General features: G+C 59.6%; 16 protein-coding genes. 7 read left to right on the top strand and 9 right to left on the bottom strand.

Annotated elements, in window-relative coordinates:
* Positions 1 to 71: 71 nt before the first annotated feature.
* On the bottom strand, positions 72 to 434 hold the full coding sequence (locus IB254_RS28410; protein WP_008040440.1) for a hypothetical protein: 363 nt from the start codon (positions 432 to 434) through the stop codon (positions 72 to 74).
* 219 nt (positions 435 to 653) lie between these two features.
* On the opposite strand from IB254_RS28410, the gene IB254_RS28405 reads away from it, so the two are divergent.
* Complete coding sequence (locus IB254_RS28405; RefSeq protein ID WP_192420762.1) at positions 654 to 2,201, top strand: T6SS phospholipase effector Tle1-like catalytic domain-containing protein; 1,548 nt, start codon at positions 654 to 656, stop codon at positions 2,199 to 2,201.
* Positions 2,201 to 2,851: a DUF2931 family protein gene (locus tag IB254_RS28400; RefSeq protein ID WP_192420724.1), complete on the top strand. Its 651-nt coding sequence runs from the start codon at positions 2,201 to 2,203 to the stop codon at positions 2,849 to 2,851. Before IB254_RS28405 ends, IB254_RS28400 begins: the two co-directional genes overlap by 1 nt.
* A gap of 64 nt (positions 2,852 to 2,915) precedes the next feature.
* On the opposite strand, the gene IB254_RS28395 is transcribed toward IB254_RS28400, so the two are convergent.
* The gene (locus IB254_RS28395) at positions 2,916 to 3,608 is read right to left on the bottom strand and encodes an RES family NAD+ phosphorylase (RefSeq protein ID WP_192228799.1); all 693 of its coding nucleotides are present in this window, start codon (positions 3,606 to 3,608) and stop codon (positions 2,916 to 2,918) included.
* Complete coding sequence (locus IB254_RS28390; protein ID WP_008037849.1) at positions 3,602 to 4,006, bottom strand: antitoxin Xre-like helix-turn-helix domain-containing protein; 405 nt, start codon at positions 4,004 to 4,006, stop codon at positions 3,602 to 3,604. Before IB254_RS28390 ends, IB254_RS28395 begins: the two co-directional genes overlap by 7 nt.
* Positions 4,007 to 4,138: 132 nt before the next feature.
* On the opposite strand from IB254_RS28390, the gene IB254_RS28385 reads away from it, so the two are divergent.
* The gene (locus IB254_RS28385; RefSeq protein ID WP_192420722.1) at positions 4,139 to 4,531 is read left to right on the top strand and encodes a GFA family protein; all 393 of its coding nucleotides are present in this window, start codon (positions 4,139 to 4,141) and stop codon (positions 4,529 to 4,531) included.
* A 540-nt stretch (positions 4,532 to 5,071) separates the two neighbouring features.
* Here the strand turns inward: IB254_RS28385 and IB254_RS28380 are convergent.
* A complete protein-coding gene (locus IB254_RS28380; RefSeq protein WP_192420720.1) occupies positions 5,072 to 5,929 on the bottom strand; it encodes a hypothetical protein in 858 nt (285 codons plus the stop codon).
* Positions 5,930 to 6,047: 118 nt separating this feature from the next.
* Entirely contained in the window at positions 6,048 to 7,223 is a 1,176-nt protein-coding gene (locus tag IB254_RS28375) for a GGDEF domain-containing protein (protein WP_192420718.1), read from the bottom strand.
* 193 nt (positions 7,224 to 7,416) lie between these two features.
* Here IB254_RS28375 and IB254_RS28370 point away from each other — a divergent pair, with 193 nt between their 5' ends.
* Positions 7,417 to 8,031: a dihydrofolate reductase family protein gene (locus IB254_RS28370; RefSeq protein WP_192420716.1), complete on the top strand. Its 615-nt coding sequence runs from the start codon at positions 7,417 to 7,419 to the stop codon at positions 8,029 to 8,031.
* Positions 8,032 to 8,062: 31 nt separating this feature from the next.
* The gene (locus IB254_RS28365) at positions 8,063 to 8,542 is read left to right on the top strand and encodes a VOC family protein (RefSeq protein WP_192420714.1); all 480 of its coding nucleotides are present in this window, start codon (positions 8,063 to 8,065) and stop codon (positions 8,540 to 8,542) included.
* Between the two features lie 29 nt (positions 8,543 to 8,571).
* Here IB254_RS28365 and IB254_RS28360 read toward each other — a convergent pair whose 3' ends face one another.
* Together IB254_RS28360 and IB254_RS28355 are read right to left on the bottom strand one after the other, a co-directional pair.
* Positions 8,572 to 9,915 (bottom strand): MFS transporter, encoded by a 1,344-nt coding sequence (locus IB254_RS28360; RefSeq protein ID WP_192228806.1) that lies wholly within the window; start codon positions 9,913 to 9,915, stop codon positions 8,572 to 8,574.
* 116 nt (positions 9,916 to 10,031) lie between these two features.
* Entirely contained in the window at positions 10,032 to 12,161 is a 2,130-nt protein-coding gene (locus tag IB254_RS28355; RefSeq protein ID WP_192420712.1) for a TonB-dependent receptor family protein, read from the bottom strand.
* A gap of 260 nt (positions 12,162 to 12,421) precedes the next feature.
* Between IB254_RS28355 and IB254_RS28350 the strand changes: the two genes are divergently transcribed.
* Positions 12,422 to 12,850 carry a hypothetical protein gene (locus tag IB254_RS28350; protein ID WP_192420710.1) on the top strand — a complete coding sequence of 143 codons (429 nt, stop codon included), beginning with the start codon at positions 12,422 to 12,424 and terminating at the stop codon, positions 12,848 to 12,850.
* Between the two features lie 354 nt (positions 12,851 to 13,204).
* On the opposite strand, the gene IB254_RS28345 is transcribed toward IB254_RS28350, so the two are convergent.
* The gene (locus IB254_RS28345; protein WP_192420709.1) at positions 13,205 to 13,630 is read right to left on the bottom strand and encodes a hypothetical protein; all 426 of its coding nucleotides are present in this window, start codon (positions 13,628 to 13,630) and stop codon (positions 13,205 to 13,207) included.
* Between the two features lie 129 nt (positions 13,631 to 13,759).
* Here IB254_RS28345 and IB254_RS28340 point away from each other — a divergent pair, with 129 nt between their 5' ends.
* A complete protein-coding gene (locus tag IB254_RS28340; protein ID WP_192420707.1) occupies positions 13,760 to 14,416 on the top strand; it encodes a TetR/AcrR family transcriptional regulator in 657 nt (218 codons plus the stop codon).
* Positions 14,417 to 14,607: 191 nt separating this feature from the next.
* On the opposite strand, the gene IB254_RS28335 is transcribed toward IB254_RS28340, so the two are convergent.
* Complete coding sequence (locus tag IB254_RS28335; protein WP_192420705.1) at positions 14,608 to 14,856, bottom strand: hypothetical protein; 249 nt, start codon at positions 14,854 to 14,856, stop codon at positions 14,608 to 14,610.
* Positions 14,857 to 15,037 lie beyond the last annotated feature (181 nt).

The following is a 15,037-nucleotide window of genomic DNA, read 5'->3' as shown; positions in this document are numbered from 1 at the left end:
TGTTTGACGCAAGAAAAAGCCCGGCTGATTAGGCCGGGCTTCTTGTTGAGTACCGCGATAGAGCCATTCATTCATACAGCGCGGCTTTCGATCAGGCGGTCAGAACCACCTTCGGCAACGCGGTTTTCGATCAGGCGGTCAGAACCACCTTCGGCAACGCGGTTTTCGATCAGGCGGTCGGAACCACCTTCGGCAACGCGGTTTTCGATCAGGCGATCGGAGCCACCTTCGGCGACGCGGTTTTCGATCAGGCGGTCAGAACCACCTTCGGCCACACGATTTTCGATCAACCGATCCGAACCACCCTCAGCCACACGACTTTCAATCAGACGATCCGAGCCGCCTTCAGCGACAACCGGGTGAGCGGACGAAGCGGCGAAAGCGTTAACTGCAAAAACCGAGAAAGCGATGCTGAGGAAGAGTTGGCGTTTCATGGTGGTGTGCTCCGGGGTGTAGTTGTTTGGTATGGAGCTGATGGTACGCCGCACAATTTTTAAGAGAACTTCATTGAATTAATGGTGACCATTGACGAAACCAATACATGGAAGAAGGTCCATGTTGTCCCAGTGATGGCATCTGGCTACGCGTTGCTTGATTGGATCCACAGTGGCACCCTCAGCGCCCGTTGCACCAAGGAGCCAGGTGATCAAGGAATGAGTGGATACGTACCCAACCCCCCGAAAAACTTCCGATACGACGAAGCCAAACCCGTCGACATCCACGCCAGACGCTGGGCCGAGTACGAGAAATACGGCAAGGCACCGGCAGCAGCGAAGGAGAAAGTCCGCGTCGCATTGCGCATTGGCGTGTTCTTCGACGGGACGCTGAACAATGCGAGCAACTCGGCTTCAGGATTGCTGTGTGGTGCCCATCATCCGATTTTGCCTGCGGATGTAGATGCGAGCTGCAAGCCGTATATGGCGGATCCGGAGGGGAGTTATGGGAATGATGTGAGTAATGTATTCAAACTATACGAGCTCTACCCGACATCGGAAGTAGCCGGAAGCGATGCGTCGTCCAAACTCGTACAGCGCAGCCTCTACGTTGATGGGATCGGTACCGATGCGGCCGCCGAAGACAGCTTGGGGGCTGCGGCGACCGGGCGAGGAGATGCAGGTGTAGCAGGGAAGGTACAAAAAGCGTTTATCGCCATGAAAGCACTGATCAAGGAAGCGATTGATCGTAACCCTGACGGCGAGATTACATCGCTCACATTCGACACCTTTGGGTTCAGTCGAGGCGCCGCCGCTGCCCGACATTTCGCCAACGAAATCGTACGTTGCAAACTGGGACCTTTAGGTGAAGTGCTTCGCAGCAACCCCAAGGGTTTCAGCTCCAGTTTCGATGCCCAGTACAACAGCGAAATCATCATGGGCTTCATTGGCCTGTTTGATACCGTGCCCTCGGTCGCAGGGGTCACAAACTTAGGTAACATTCAAAGTCCCGTGGCGCCGGGGATCAAGCTCTACCTTGACCGTAAGTACTTTACCGATGTCATTCAATTGACTGCACGGGACGAGCGTCGGGCCAACTTTGCGTTAAGCACAGTCATTCCTGCGCACACCGAAATACCCGTTCCCGGCGTGCATTCGGATGTCGGTGGGGGGTACCGGGAAGAAGTGGAAGAGTGCGTGTTGGTCAGCCCCATGCAGGCCCTTACGATGCACCAGGGAACCGATATTCAAACCACTTCGATTTATCGTGATGCTCAGCAGCAGAAAGCGAGTTGGATAGCCAATGGCTGGCCAGAAGCAATGCTGGAAATCGTGACTCCAAAACCGACCCCACTTCTGAGAGAAGATCAGGCATCGGGGGGCAAACAGGTGCGCGCGTATGCAGGGTTGCAGCTCAAGCGCCCGGTCAGTGGCAAGCTGTCGGTGGTGTATCTGCACCTGATGCATAAGTTGGCGAGGGAGAAGGGTGTGCAGTTTGGTGTGATCGACGAAAACGATCCCGCTAACAGCTTGCCTTCTGAACTACAGCCTTTTTGCGACAGGGTTCTTTCCGGAAACTACGAGCCAACGGCTGAAGAAGAAAAAATATTGAAGCTCAAATACGTTCACATGTCTGCCAACTGGAGTAATCCTGTAGGCGCGAGTCGGGAGCGGGGTGTGACCATTCGCTATACCAACGCGCCGACTGAAAGTGGAGTACGTGTGCGCCATCCTCATGTGCCGGACTCTAGCTGGAGAGTGTTTTGATGCGTGCTTTGGTTTTATTACTTGGCCTGTGGTTGGTGGCTGGGTGTCAGGCGTCAGACACTCTCCCAAAAAGCGAGCTCACCAGAAAATGGTGGAGTCTTAGCTTCAACCAGCCGAATTACATGAAGGTTTGGGTCGAAGACAGTCAGGTCGAAGACATCAACGGCAAATTGTTGCGCCGAACAGGTGGCGGAACGGCGGCGGGAAACGAGCCGGAAGACGGTATGGAGTCCGCTCGGGGTTGGGGGCAAATTACCGGAGGAATTCGGGAAGTCGTAGGGGCCGATTTGCCAAAGCGTATCTATGTTCGCTGGCAGTCTGTGGTGGAGTCAAAAACCTACCGGGTCTGGATCGATATACCTGAAGAAGCCCGGCAAATCATGCGGGCGACAGTGAACGAGCCTTGCCCGACGACACCAGACGAACCTGCCGGTACGATTGCGTTGGTCTACGTCGGCCTGGCGCCAGGAGGGATCGCACAGGTTTGGGTCTCGGACAAATGCATGAAGGCCGTAAAAGTTGCACGCGCCCAAGCCGAGATTGAACCTCTGGGGCCGCATCTTGGAAAATCCGGCGGCAATTACTATCCCCAGTCCGAGGCGTCCAAACGCTATGTCGAAAAATACGGCATCCCGTACGGCAGTTGGTAACCCCCCCACACAAATAAAAACGGGCGCCTATCAACGCGCCCGTTTTCATTTCGGCATAACGCAATCAAGCCTCACTAATCTGACTGACACTCGTCACCTGCCCATTCCAGACCATCTCGTAATGCGCCGCCTGAATCACCGATAAAACCGGTTTCGGCGTCATCAGCGCCCAGCAATCACTGCCGTGCATTCGCACCGAGTGGTAACGAAGCCCAGGGCAACCCGCCTCTTTGACTGACTTCCCTAAACGACGGGAGTGCGTGTAATCGTCCGGATCGTAAACAGGGTCCGTCATCGAAAGGGAGGTCGCATCTTTCATCCCGGCCTCCACAAAAGAGCAGGACAACCCGCGGAAAACAAACCGCTCGTAGTTGAGGCTCGGGACATTCGACCAATACAGGCTCTGATGATGCTTCACTTCTGCCAGTGCCGTTTCCAGGGTATCCGCCAGATACAACACCCCAAAACTGCCATCGCTGAACCGCGAGCCTGCCGGGTTGACGTGGGTAAAGGGGGCCGTCGCATAAGAGCAGCCGGGAATGCCGAACGGGATTTCACTGCGGCGAATCAGCTCAAGGCGGCCCACTTCGTTTTTCAGTCTCGGGTTGGTGAGCTCCTGGATCTGATACAGCACTTCAAACTCGTCCGCGTCCGCCACGTCATCAAACAAGGCCACCGGGGGGAACTTGGAATTGACCAGTCGATAGGCCTGCAATGGCTCGCCGGCAAGTGCTGCCAGTTCGCTCAGCCTCACCATTGCGCGCCCCGCAGCACGTCGATGCGCCGGAAGGTCTCATACAAGGAAATCATATCGCCCTGAGCCATGATTTCGAGCGGGGAGCGGCCGTTGAAGAATTCGTTGTCGTTAGCCATCGACGGGAAGCCGTAGACGTTTTCCGGGTTGTCGAACACCAGACGCAGCGCCGCGTGGATGTTGAGCACGAAACTGATGCGCTGCATCTGGTCCGCGTCCAGTGCCACGGCCCAGTCGGGATCGCGTTGGCGGGCGCGGGTGTAGGTGCTGCGGGAGATGCGCAGGATACGGCAGGCCTGATCGCTGGAGGCGCGCCATTTATCGAGAATGCCGACAGCGGCGCGCAGGCCGGTTACGCACTGGCTTTTGGTGAAGGCTTGTTGCTGGAGGGCAACGGCCATGTTCATGACCTCAAATAGAATCTATAGATTCAAAATTAGGTAAAAAGCATCTGTAGAGCAAGTTCGTTGCGACCAGTGGTGGCTGCTATCGTAATAAGCCTTCCGGTCACACGAATTCAGAGGAGGCGCACCATGGACTCTTTTACCGGCGGTTGCCTGTGCGGCAACGTGCGAATTGTGGCATCCGGGCGGCCATACCGGGTCGGCCTCTGTCACTGTCTCGACTGCCGCAAGCATCATGGCGCGCTGTTTCACGCCTCCGCGATATTCCCCGAGCGTGCGGTGACGATCACCGGCGAAACCCGCGACTATGCCGGGCGTTTTTTTTGTCCGCGCTGTGGCTCCTCGGTTTTCGCCCGCACCGACGACGAAGTCGAAGTGAACCTGGGATCGCTGGATGCCTCGGACCAACTGACGCCCACCTATGAAAGCTGGATCACCCGTCGCGAGCGTTGGCTGCCGCCGTTTCCGCTGACCCGACAATACATGCACGACCGCGAAGGCACGGGACGTTTTGAAGGGTAGCCCCCAAACCTGTAGGAGCCGGCTTGCTGGCGATGGCGGCCTCAAGGGCTGCGCAAAAGTCCGGATTGCTTCGCCAGCAAGCCGGCTCCTACAGGGTCTGTGTTCTTCCAGCGGCATCAGTGTTGTGAATGCCTCCGACGAGACATCCCGAAACCTGTGGGAGCTGGCTTGCCAGCGATGAGGCCCATGAAATCAACGCAATATTCAAGGCCCAATCGCCAGCAAGCCGGCTCCTACAGGGGTTGTGTGCTTCGACAGGCATCAGCGTTGTGAATGCCACCGACCAGGCACCCCGGAACCTGTGGGAGCTGGCTTGCCAGCGATGAGACCCACGCAATCAACGCAATATTCAAGGCCCAATCGCCAGCAAGCTGGCTCCTACAGGGGCTGTGTTCTTCGACAGGCATCAGCGTTGTGAATGCCACCGACCAGACACCTCAGAACCTGTAGGAGCTGGCTTGCCAGCGATGAGGCCCACGCAATCAACGCAATATCCAAGGCCCAATCGCCAGCAAGCCGGCTCCTACAGGGTCGGCGGTGTCACGAAACCAGGGATTGCAGCTTTTTCATGATCCCGACGCTCGGATCTGTGTTTTTGGCTGAGCCGGATTGTTCGTTGTCAGATCCATCTGTCACCACACCCGCGAGGATTTCAGCCAGGTTGTGGAAATGCCCGGTCTTCTTCTCGGCGGGGTCCAGGCTCGAGCTCTGATTCAGCGCCGCTTCCAGCGACAAATGCTGGGACAGCCACTCAGGCTTGGCTTTCTCTTCGGGGCTCATGTTGTCCATGAAATCCAGGGCGGCGCGGGCCCGACCGTAAGGGTCGTTGATAAACGGGTCTTTCCAGTTTTTTTGCTGGTCCGCCGGGCCACTGTAGTAACCGGTGGCGAGGCGCGCCTGTTGGCGCATCAAGGCTTGTGCCGAGGCTTGTTCCTCTGCGGTGAAGGTCCCGCCCTGATTGGTGGCGACGGCGTTCAGCGAGCGTCGATCCAGATCGCCCATCAGTGCATTCCGGTCTTCATCGCTGCTGGTGTACGGTTTGCCGCTGGCTTTCATCAGCGCGTATTTTTCATCCATGCGCTTGCGGGCATCCACGGCCACTTCGGCAAACGTCTTGTCCTTGGAGCTGGAGACCGCGCCAGGCTTGGAGGCACCGAGGACGAGGGCGTCAGCGTTCATGCCCGAACGCACCGGAAAGAACGGCGCGTTGCCGGTGATCGAATTGCTGTAAGCGGTGGAGCTGCTGGACAGGCTCACCGAATCGTCGTTCGGTGTCTTGGCCGGTTCATCCTGAGCCACGCGTTGCTGTTGCGCAGCCGCCGCAGCCTTCGCCTCGGCGGCAGAGGTGTAGGCCGACATCGCCGCATTCGTTGAAGTCGAAGTTGAAGCAGTGATCATTGTTCTTCCTTGACGAGAGCGGCTCGCAAATGGCCGCATTGGATCGCTTTGTATCGGACAAGATACGCAGTATTTGTGAACCTATCACTCATACAGGCGTATCAACACAACTGGCGAGTCAGCGGGTAGGTGACAGCTCGTCGCTCAGGGTCCGATCCACCAGGCGCAGGCTGTTGCGTCCGCCACGCTTGGATTCGTAAAGCGCGGCGTCGCCTTGCTCGATCAGGGCGGCCAGGCTCGCCGGCGGCTGGTCGAACAGGTTGGCGCCGATGCTCAAGGTGACCGGTTCAGGCGTGGTAAATGCCTGTGCGGCGGCCTGGTGAAACCGGTCCCGCAGCGCGTTGCCCAACCCGACGACTCGCTCACTCGATGCGTCATTCAGCAGGATCACAAACTCGTCACCGCCCAGCCGGGCCGCCAGTGCACCGCCGGGCAAAACCGCGCGAATCATCTCGCTCAGCGAAACCAGCAGTCGATCGCCGGCCGTGTGGCCGTAGAGGTCGTTGACCAGTTTGAAGTTGTCGATGTCGATCAGCAGCAGCGCGCCCGGTCGCGTGCCCGAGACGTCCTCCAGCAGGCGCGGTGCCCGCACTTCGAGGGCGCGGCGGTTGTACAGGGCGGTCAACGGATCGCGTGCCGCCAGTCGTTCAATCCGTTTCTCCCGCCGGTAGCGCTCGGTACCGGTCATCGAGAGCGCGATCAGCATGATCGCCATCGCGCCCTCAACCAGCGAAATCTGGATGATCTCGCCACGAAAGGCCGCCAGATCGATCAGCGTGCCTGGCACGACCACCGATATCGCCTTGGCCAGATAGAACAGCCCGTGGGTCAGCAGCACATAACGCAGTTGCACCGCGCCCACGCTCAAAGATTTGCCATGAGGACGCAAGAGGAAGCTGGCCCTGAGCGTCGGCAGGGCGACCAGCAGCGAATTGGCCACCAGCATGAGCTTCGACCACGACGCTTCGTCCGGCAGCAACAGCATGGCAAACCAGGCTGCAAAAATCAGGTACCAGGCGCGAGACAGGCGCACCTGCGTAAAACGCGCGACGCCCAACAGGAACAGGAAGTGCGCCGTCACCAACAGGCCGTTGGCGAACCAGATACCGATCAGCAACAGGCCGCTGATGCGCAGCAAGGCGAGGGTCGAACCCACGGTGATCGTGGCAAATCCTGCGCTCCAGAACAGCAGCGAGGGTTCGCGAATGCTGCGCCACTCGATCGCCAGATACAGCGCGGCGGCTGCTGCGAGGGCGATAGAGAGTGTCAACATCGTTGGAGGGTCGAGCGCCATAGCCGGACGGGTCTGCCTGATCTGCGGGAGAGGGCTGTGATTGTAGCGTTCAAGACTGTTTTTCGCAGGGCTCGTCATCCGTATATCGCACTGTCGATTTCCCGGCGTCTCGTTCGACTACGGTTAAGGAATGCGCCTGATCGTCGGTGTTTCCTGCAAGAGCGCTGTCACGAAGACCAACCGGGAGAAGACCATGCGCACGCTCACTGTTGCCGCTTTCATCAGTCTTGATGGCGTTATTCAAGCACCCGGCGGACCCGAAGAGGATCCCGACGGCGATTTCCGTTTCGGTGGCTGGATCGTGCCTTACGCCGACGAAGCCTCCGGCCAAGCCATCAACGAACTGTTCTCGCAGCCGTTCGAGTTACTGCTGGGGCGCCGAACCTACGACATTTTCGCGGCGTATTGGCCCGACAAAAACGATCATCCCATCGGCGACCTGTTCAACCGCGTGGCCAAGCACGTCGCCACGCATCGACCCGATACGCTCGACTGGCAGAACAGCCATGCACTGAAAGGCAACCTTGCCGACGCGATACGCGTGCTCAAGCAGCAGGACGGCCCACGTTTGTTGACCCAGGGCAGCAGTGATCTGGTGCGCCAATTGCTGGCCACCGGGTTGGTCGACGAGCTGCGGCTGATGACGTTTCCCGTGGTCCTGGGGCGCGGCAAGCGCTTGTTTGGCGACGATGCACTGGCGTCGGCGTTCACCCTGGTGCACTCGATCACCACGCCAGCGGGTGTATTGATCAGCCGCTACGAACGCAGCGGCGAAGTACGTACGGGAACGTTCGAAGACGTTGACTAGGAAAACCGCCACATTCTTTTGGAGAACAAAAATGCTCAGCAAAAACACGATTTGCCTGTGGTATGACGGCGCCGCGCTGGACGCCGCGACTTTCTACGCCGAAACATTTCCGGACAGCGCGGTGAATGCTGTCCACCGCGCGCCCGGCGACTATCCGGCGGGCAAGAAGGGCGACGTCCTGACGGTGGAGTTCACGGTGATGGGCATCCCGTGTCTCGGGCTGAATGGCGGGCCGTCGATCAAGCACAACGAGGCCTTCTCGTTCCAGGTGGCGACCGACGATCAGGCCGAGACGGACCGCTTGTGGAACGCGATAGTGGGGAACGGCGGGGAAGAAAATGTCTGCGGTTGGTGCCGGGACAAGTGGGGTTTGTTCTGGCAGATCACCCCTCGGGTGCTGACGGCGGCGATCACTGATCCCGATCCCGCCGCGGCCAAGCGTGCATTTGAGGCGATGATGCAGATGGGCAAGATCGACGTCGCGGCGATTGAAGCGGCGCTCAGGGGTTAGCCGGGTTAAACAAACCACGAGGGTGAGTTTCACCCTCGTGCCACCGCCGGCACCTCTGTTTGCTTCTCACCCGATGAAACATCGTGCAGGGAGATCTTCGAAGTTTCCGGCAACGCCAGGCCGCCAACCAATGCCAACACTGCAATCGCAATCAGATAGAACGCCGGCGAGAGATTGCTGCCGGTGGTACTGATCAGCCAGGTCGCCATCAGCGGCGCGGTGCCGCCGAACAGGGTGTAGGCCATGTTGTAGGTGATCGCCGATGCGGTGTAGCGAGTGCGCGTCGGGAAGGTTTCCGAGAGCAGGGCGGCGGTCACCACGTTACACAACACGGCGCCAATCGCCAGGAGCATGACGCCAACGATGGAGGCTGCGAACGAGCCGGAACTGGCCATCATGAACGATGGATACACCGCCACGATTAACAGCGCGCAGGCCGTCATCACCGTCATGCGTCGCCCGACCCGGTCCGAAAACAAACCGGCCAACGGGCACATCAGTGCGGCGAAGATCAGTGCAATCAGCGACACCAGCAACGCCGTTGCGCGACTCAGGCCGCCCGCGACCTGCAAGTAAGTCGCGAAGTAGGTGGTGAACATGTAGAACGACAGGGCCGTCAACGAGATGAACGCACCCAGGCAGCAGATGGCCGAGCCATGGTTGCGCAGGGTCTCCTTGAGCGGGGAATGCGCGACAGCATGTTGTTGGGTGACGGCCTGGAACGCCGGGGTTTCATCCATCTTCCAGCGCAGGTAAAGACCGACCAGGCCCAGTGGCGCGGCAATCAGGAACGGCAGGCGCCAGCCCCAACTGCCCATGGCTTCGGCCGACAGTGACGCCTCGAGTGCGTAAGCCACCACGGCTGCCGATGCAAACGCGGCAAAGGTCGACACCGGAATGAAACTGCCATACCACGCTCTTTTATCGCTGGGCGCGTGCTCCATCAGGTACGCGCAGGCACCGGCATATTCGCCGCCTGCGGAAAAACCCTGGGCGCAGCGGATCAGACTCAGCAGCACCGGTGCCGTGACACCGATAGCGGCGTAGGTCGGCAACAAACCGATCAGGGTCGTCGCCCCCGCCATCAGCAGGATGGTCATCGCCAGGGTACGCTTGCGACCGATCCGGTCACCGAGCATGCCGAAGAAAATCCCGCCCAGAGGCCGAAACGCAAAAGCCACGGCGAATACCGCAAAGGTTTTCAGCAGCGCAACGCTGGCATCGCCGCTGGGGAAAAATTGCTGGGCGATGGTCGTCGCCAGAAAGCCGTACACGGCAAAGTCAAACCACTCGACGAAATTGCCGATGCCGGCGGCGACAATCACTTTTCTCAGGGTTTGCGGGCTGACCTGCTCTGTCGCGGCGCTTGTCATGCTGAACCTCGATGTCTCATGGGTTTAGCGTTCGATTATCGCGGCAGTCGCTGAAACGTCTCAGCTCAAAAGTGTCGTCGGCATAGTCAGGACCGACTCAAGAACGCGCCCGGGCCTCAGCGCAAACTCCACGACACCCCGACATACGCCGCCATACCTTCGCCCGGCGTCGACCGTGCCGCGTCCAGACCTTTGTCGTCGTAGCCCGGCGTGACGGTGGCGGCGTAGTGCTTGTTGGTCAAGTTGCGCAGGTCCAGCCAGGTCTGCCAGTCGCCCTTGGGGTCGTTGTAACCCACAGTCGCGCCGAACAGTGCGTAAGGGTCGGCGTAGTAGCTGTTGGCGTAATCGACCGCAGTTTTCGACACCCACTGCGTATTGAGCCCGGCGAAGAAACCCTGGGGCCAGTCGTAGCGCAGTTCGCCCTGGTAGTAGTGCATCGGCAAGCCCGGCAGGCGGTTGTCGCCGAAGCGGTCGTCGTCGCGGTAGTGGAAGTCGCTGAAGGTGTAGCTCTGGCGCAAGCTCAGTTGACCGCCATCGCCGGACGACCACAGGTTGCTTTGCAGACTGGCTTCCACGCCTTGGTGCACGGTCGGGCTGGCGTTGAGTTCGTAAGGCGTCACGGCATTGGCATCCGGCAATACCGAGAGCAATTCGTGCTGCACCTGAGCGTAGTACCAGGCCAGGCTCCATTGACCGATTCTGCTGTCGCCGCGGCCGCCGAGTTCCAGGGTGGTCGCGGTCTGGTTCTGCAGTTTGATCGGGTCGCGCTGGGCGCCTGTGGCGACGCCGCTGCCTGCCGGGAAGCGAATGTTGGAGCTGTAGATCAGCGACCACGGGTGCGGCGCTTCGACCGAGCGGCTGAGATTGCCGAACAGCTGCAAGTCCGGTGTGAGTTGGTAGCGCAGGCCCACGCGTGGTGCGTAGTCCCAGTCGTTGAGGCTGGTTTTGCCGCCACCTTCCGGGAAGGTCACGGCGCTTTCGCGGCGGGTGTAAATGGCCGCGAGGCCGGTGGTCAGCCACAGGTCGTCGGCGATTTCCAGGTCATTGCCCATATGCAAGACCGTGTCCGAACCCTGGTAGGTGAAGTTGCGAATGGGCGTGCCCGGCGCATAGCCGGCGGTGTTGCCGGTGGGGATGCGCACTGATTCGCTGGCGCCGGCATTGGGCAGGTGCTTCGTCACGCGCAGGCCCAGCGTGCTACGGCTTTCCAGGCCCCAGAGGGTGTCGCGACGCTTATAGTCGAAGGTGCCGCTGACGTCCGTGTACGCCACCTTCAAGCGGTTGGGGCCCTCACGCAAATCCATCGGGTAGTCGTGGTAGACAAGGCCGGTCTGGATACTCGAATCGTCATCGATGTAGTAGGTGGTCTTGTTGCCGAAGAAGGTGCTTCCCGGTTGTTCGCGACGGTCATCCCGCGTCACGTAAGCGGGGTTGGCCGCCCGTGGGTCGTGCTCGATGGAGTGCTTGGTCACCCGCCCGGCGAGGTCGTTGTCGGTCTGGCGATAGCGCAGGTAGAAACGCGTTTCCAGCTTCGAGTTGAAGCGATAGCCGAAGTTGGCGATGACGCCCTGGCTCTCGCTGGCCGTATGATCCTGATAACCGTCGGCGCGCGCATCGGTCGTGGACACGTAGTAGTCGAAATCCCCCAGCACTTGCCCGGAACTGACCTGGCGCTGCTGATAACCGTGGCTGCCCATGGCGTAGCGCACCTGCAACAGCGGTGCGTCGTAGCCGGTGTGGCTGATGTAATCGATGGCTCCGCCCAAGGCCAGGGCGCCCCTGTCGAAACCGTTGGCGCCGCGCAGCACTTCCACATGATCGAGCCACAGCGGCTCCAGCAACTCGTAGGGCGTGCCGCCCGGGCCAGTCAGCGGCAGGCCGTCGAGCATGGCGTACAGCCCCGAAGCATGGGCGCCCGGTGCACGGTTGATCCCCGAGCCACGGATCGAAATCTTCACCCCTTCATTGCCCGCAGACTGGGCATAGACCCCCGGCTGATAGGCCAGCACATCCTGGTTGCTGGCCACGCGGCCCTGAAGGGGGCGGCGCATATCGACCACATTGGTGCCGCCGGGCACTTGGGCAAGCCGGGCCTCGGCATCCTCGATCGTCTGGTCTTCGCCGCGCTGCTCCTCAGCCTGAATCAGCACCTGTCCCAGCTCCAGGCCTTGGGCTTCCTCGGCCATGGCCGGACAGGCAAGCGCCAGCCCCAGCAGCGCAGCGGGCACGGATTTGGGCGAGGGCATTGAGAGAACTCCAGACAGATAGAAACGGGCAGTGAGAACTGCGACGTATGAACTAACGAGTGGAACACATGGCAATTTTGCTTTTTTGCCAGCTCAACGTTCATCCGCTTCGGTGCAGCCATCCTGGCCAACGAGAAGAACCTGGCGCATGGTCTGGACTCTCCATTCGGCGCGCTACATTATCACCCCGTGCACTCGGCGCCAGTGCACAGCAGGTGTCTGATTGACAGGACTGCTACTCATATCAAGGAGACACCAAGATGGTCGAAGAGATTTTGAAATCGAAGCTAGTCAATTTTCTGGTGCCTGACGCCCGAGTGGACTACGACACCGTGAGCGATCTGTACGACGAGGCGGGGAGTGGCGATGTGGACGCGCTGGTCGATGTGCTTGAGGTCTTCAGGCACGCATACGGTGGACTTTGGGTTGGCGGGAAGGTGGAGGTGACTCACTCCGTGGTTCGCTTGAGCGCCAATGCCCTGAACCGTGCCATTCAGGATGGAACGATGGATATTGAACTCCCGCTGGCATTGGTCCGCAAGGTCAGCGTGGAAGGTGGGTTTGTCACGAAGATCGTCCGACTGGACACCGACGTTGGCAGCGTTAAATTCCGCTGTTTTGGTGCGAAGGACGTCGCCTCGCTGATCGAGAGAATGACCCACTCGACAGCTTCGATCCTCGCTCGGTAAGCAGGCGTTGCGGAAGGTGCCAGCGCCGATGGAGAGTGGCGGCAATGCCACTCTCGTTCGCCAACCTGTGCAGTGTTGGCGTGGGGCAAAAGCGCTGTGCAATGCTGGCCTTGTCACTGGCTTAACCCAGCAGCTGCTCGCCGAGCAAAACGACCGCAATGATGATCATGGCCGTTCCGGAGAAACGACTGACACACCGGGCCGCGGCGGGGCGTGCTTGCAGTACGGCCTGTGAGCCGAATCTCACGAAAGCCGAACGCAAGCGCCTGACCGTATTTGCCAATTGCGAAGGGCAGCTATCGATCCGGGACGAGCCTCACCCCGCATCGATACGCTGCCGAAAAACGGCTGACCTCAAGACGCGCGCGATTCACGTGTTGCGCTGCTCAGACCCATAGCCGTTACACCGATGCGCGAAAACACCAGCCACACAAACAGCAGCACACTGCAACCAACAAGAATGGAGGCGACGCCAATCAACGGCTCGATGGCCGCGACGCCCTTGAGCCGCAGCGTCAGTGCGCCAAGCATTACCGGGACGCCAATGTTGTACATCCAGAACTGTGCGGCAGCCGCGCGCCCTTCGGTGATTGACGGGTGCGCTGTGCCGATGATGCCGAACAGGGCCATCGACACCCATCCCAACAGATTGACATGAGCATGTACCGCGAAAAGCGAGTGGTCGCCGGAAGCGCCCATCGCCACGCCCAGCATCACGCCAATGGCGAAGTAGAGGGCAGCGAGCCGAAACCAGGTCCGTGAACGGGGGTTGTGATTCATGGCATTCACCTCATGCGCCCAGAGGCGCGCTCAGTTGCTGAAATATAACGGGCGACCTCTTGTCGGTTGATTGTCACGTGCCTATTATGAGACTCAAGTCTCATGAATAGACAGAGTCTCATATATTCCATGTCGATCCCGAAGTCAACCCCGTCTGAACCCGGCGGCGATCCGCAAGGCCGCGCCAACCAGAAGCTGCGAACGCGTCAGGCGCTGATCGATGCCGCCATCGCCTTGCGCGACGAGGGCCAAAACCCGACGGTGGCGCAAGTGGCAGAGCGCGCGATGGTCTCGCGCGCCACGGCCTATCGCTACTTTCCCTCGACCGAGGCATTGATCAGCGAGACGGCGGCGGATCGTGAAATGAAGCCGCTGGAGAGCTTCTGGCGACCGGGAGACGACCCGGTCAAGGGCATTGGCCTGGCCGCGAACGCGTTGAACAAACTCTTGATCGACGACGAGATCGGCCTGCACGTGATGGAGCGTTCGTTCATGTCGGTGTGGCTCGACAGCGAGACCCACGAGCCCCTGCGACCAGGCCGCCGGATGAGCTACATCGAACCGATCGTCGACTCGCTGAAGGACGTGCTCTCGCCCCGCGCACGCAAGCGACTGAGGCAGGCGCTGTCGATCGTTATCGGCACCGAGGCGTTGATCGCCGTGCGCGATATCAGTGGCGCGAGCATCGAAGAATCACTCGACACCGCCGCGTGGGCGGCGAGGGCGCTTGTTCGACAGGCGTTGGCGGAGAATGAAGAAGCGCGGCGAAAGCGCAATTCCGTGTAGGTTGGGTTGCGGCTTTCTTCTGCGCGAAGCTGAATTGCCTGTGTTTGCTCAGGTAATGTGGGTGGCGGTTTTTGGCCGATAGCGGGCAAGAGTCATACCGCAGAATAGCGATGTCAGATCTTTTTATAGTTGAACAAAAAACGGGCGCCTTCAGCGCCCGTTTTCATTCACTCCTTCGTCTGCGCCCGCAATCACCGACCAATCACATCCATCAAGTCACAGCCGTCGCGCAACGGAATGGCCAGCAGTTTGGAGAAGTCCGACAACACCACCGTGTCGCAACCAATCTCGGCACGAAAGGCGATGTTCTCCAGTACCTGAGTAACTGCGCGAATTCGGTAGTCAGCGGCGGCTTGCAATACGTCGAGTGGAGCTTCGGTGTCGATGAGCAGGGAAGCCGGAACCAGGTCGATTCCAGTGAGGGGAATGTATCGATTCATTTGAAGATCTCTGTTTGATTGGCTCAAAGGCCGTCACTCAGTCGTCGCCAAACGATTTGTATGGTCAGCCCATCTCCTGCAACCACGAGCGATGAGCGGTAAAGCGTGCTTGCGCTAATGTATCCGGGCTCATGGTCGGCAGTGTTGCCGCCTGGCCCTTGATGAGTAGTCGCTCCTGCCT

The organism is Pseudomonas sp. PDM03, from assembly GCF_014852385.1.
Lineage (GTDB): Bacteria > Pseudomonadota > Gammaproteobacteria > Pseudomonadales > Pseudomonadaceae > Aquipseudomonas > Aquipseudomonas migulae.
Note: the sequence above shows the minus strand (reverse complement) of the source record. Positions and strands in the feature narration are given on the sequence as shown.

Excerpts from the sequence above, each read along its gene's own strand:
- IB254_RS28385 (WP_192420722.1), top strand. The coding sequence starts at position 4,139 with ATGGACTCTTTTACCGGCGGTTGCCTGTGCGGCAACGTGCGAATTGTG.
- IB254_RS28365 (WP_192420714.1), top strand. The coding sequence starts at position 8,063 with ATGCTCAGCAAAAACACGATTTGCCTGTGGTATGACGGCGCCGCGCTG.
- IB254_RS28400 (WP_192420724.1), top strand. The coding sequence starts at position 2,201 with ATGCGTGCTTTGGTTTTATTACTTGGCCTGTGGTTGGTGGCTGGGTGT.
- IB254_RS28350 (WP_192420710.1), top strand. The coding sequence starts at position 12,422 with ATGGTCGAAGAGATTTTGAAATCGAAGCTAGTCAATTTTCTGGTGCCT.
- IB254_RS28355 (WP_192420712.1), bottom strand. The coding sequence starts at position 12,161 with ATGCCCTCGCCCAAATCCGTGCCCGCTGCGCTGCTGGGGCTGGCGCTT.
- IB254_RS28360 (WP_192228806.1), bottom strand. The coding sequence starts at position 9,915 with ATGACAAGCGCCGCGACAGAGCAGGTCAGCCCGCAAACCCTGAGAAAA.
- IB254_RS28390 (WP_008037849.1), bottom strand. The coding sequence starts at position 4,006 with ATGGCCGTTGCCCTCCAGCAACAAGCCTTCACCAAAAGCCAGTGCGTA.
- IB254_RS28375 (WP_192420718.1), bottom strand. The coding sequence starts at position 7,223 with ATGGCGCTCGACCCTCCAACGATGTTGACACTCTCTATCGCCCTCGCA.
- IB254_RS28405 (WP_192420762.1), top strand. The coding sequence starts at position 654 with ATGAGTGGATACGTACCCAACCCCCCGAAAAACTTCCGATACGACGAA.
- IB254_RS28370 (WP_192420716.1), top strand. The coding sequence starts at position 7,417 with ATGCGCACGCTCACTGTTGCCGCTTTCATCAGTCTTGATGGCGTTATT.
- IB254_RS28345 (WP_192420709.1), bottom strand. The coding sequence starts at position 13,630 with ATGAATCACAACCCCCGTTCACGGACCTGGTTTCGGCTCGCTGCCCTC.
- IB254_RS28410 (WP_008040440.1), bottom strand. The coding sequence starts at position 434 with ATGAAACGCCAACTCTTCCTCAGCATCGCTTTCTCGGTTTTTGCAGTT.
- IB254_RS28380 (WP_192420720.1), bottom strand. The coding sequence starts at position 5,929 with ATGATCACTGCTTCAACTTCGACTTCAACGAATGCGGCGATGTCGGCC.
- IB254_RS28395 (WP_192228799.1), bottom strand. The coding sequence starts at position 3,608 with ATGGTGAGGCTGAGCGAACTGGCAGCACTTGCCGGCGAGCCATTGCAG.
- IB254_RS28340 (WP_192420707.1), top strand. The coding sequence starts at position 13,760 with ATGTCGATCCCGAAGTCAACCCCGTCTGAACCCGGCGGCGATCCGCAA.
- IB254_RS28335 (WP_192420705.1), bottom strand. The coding sequence starts at position 14,856 with ATGAATCGATACATTCCCCTCACTGGAATCGACCTGGTTCCGGCTTCC.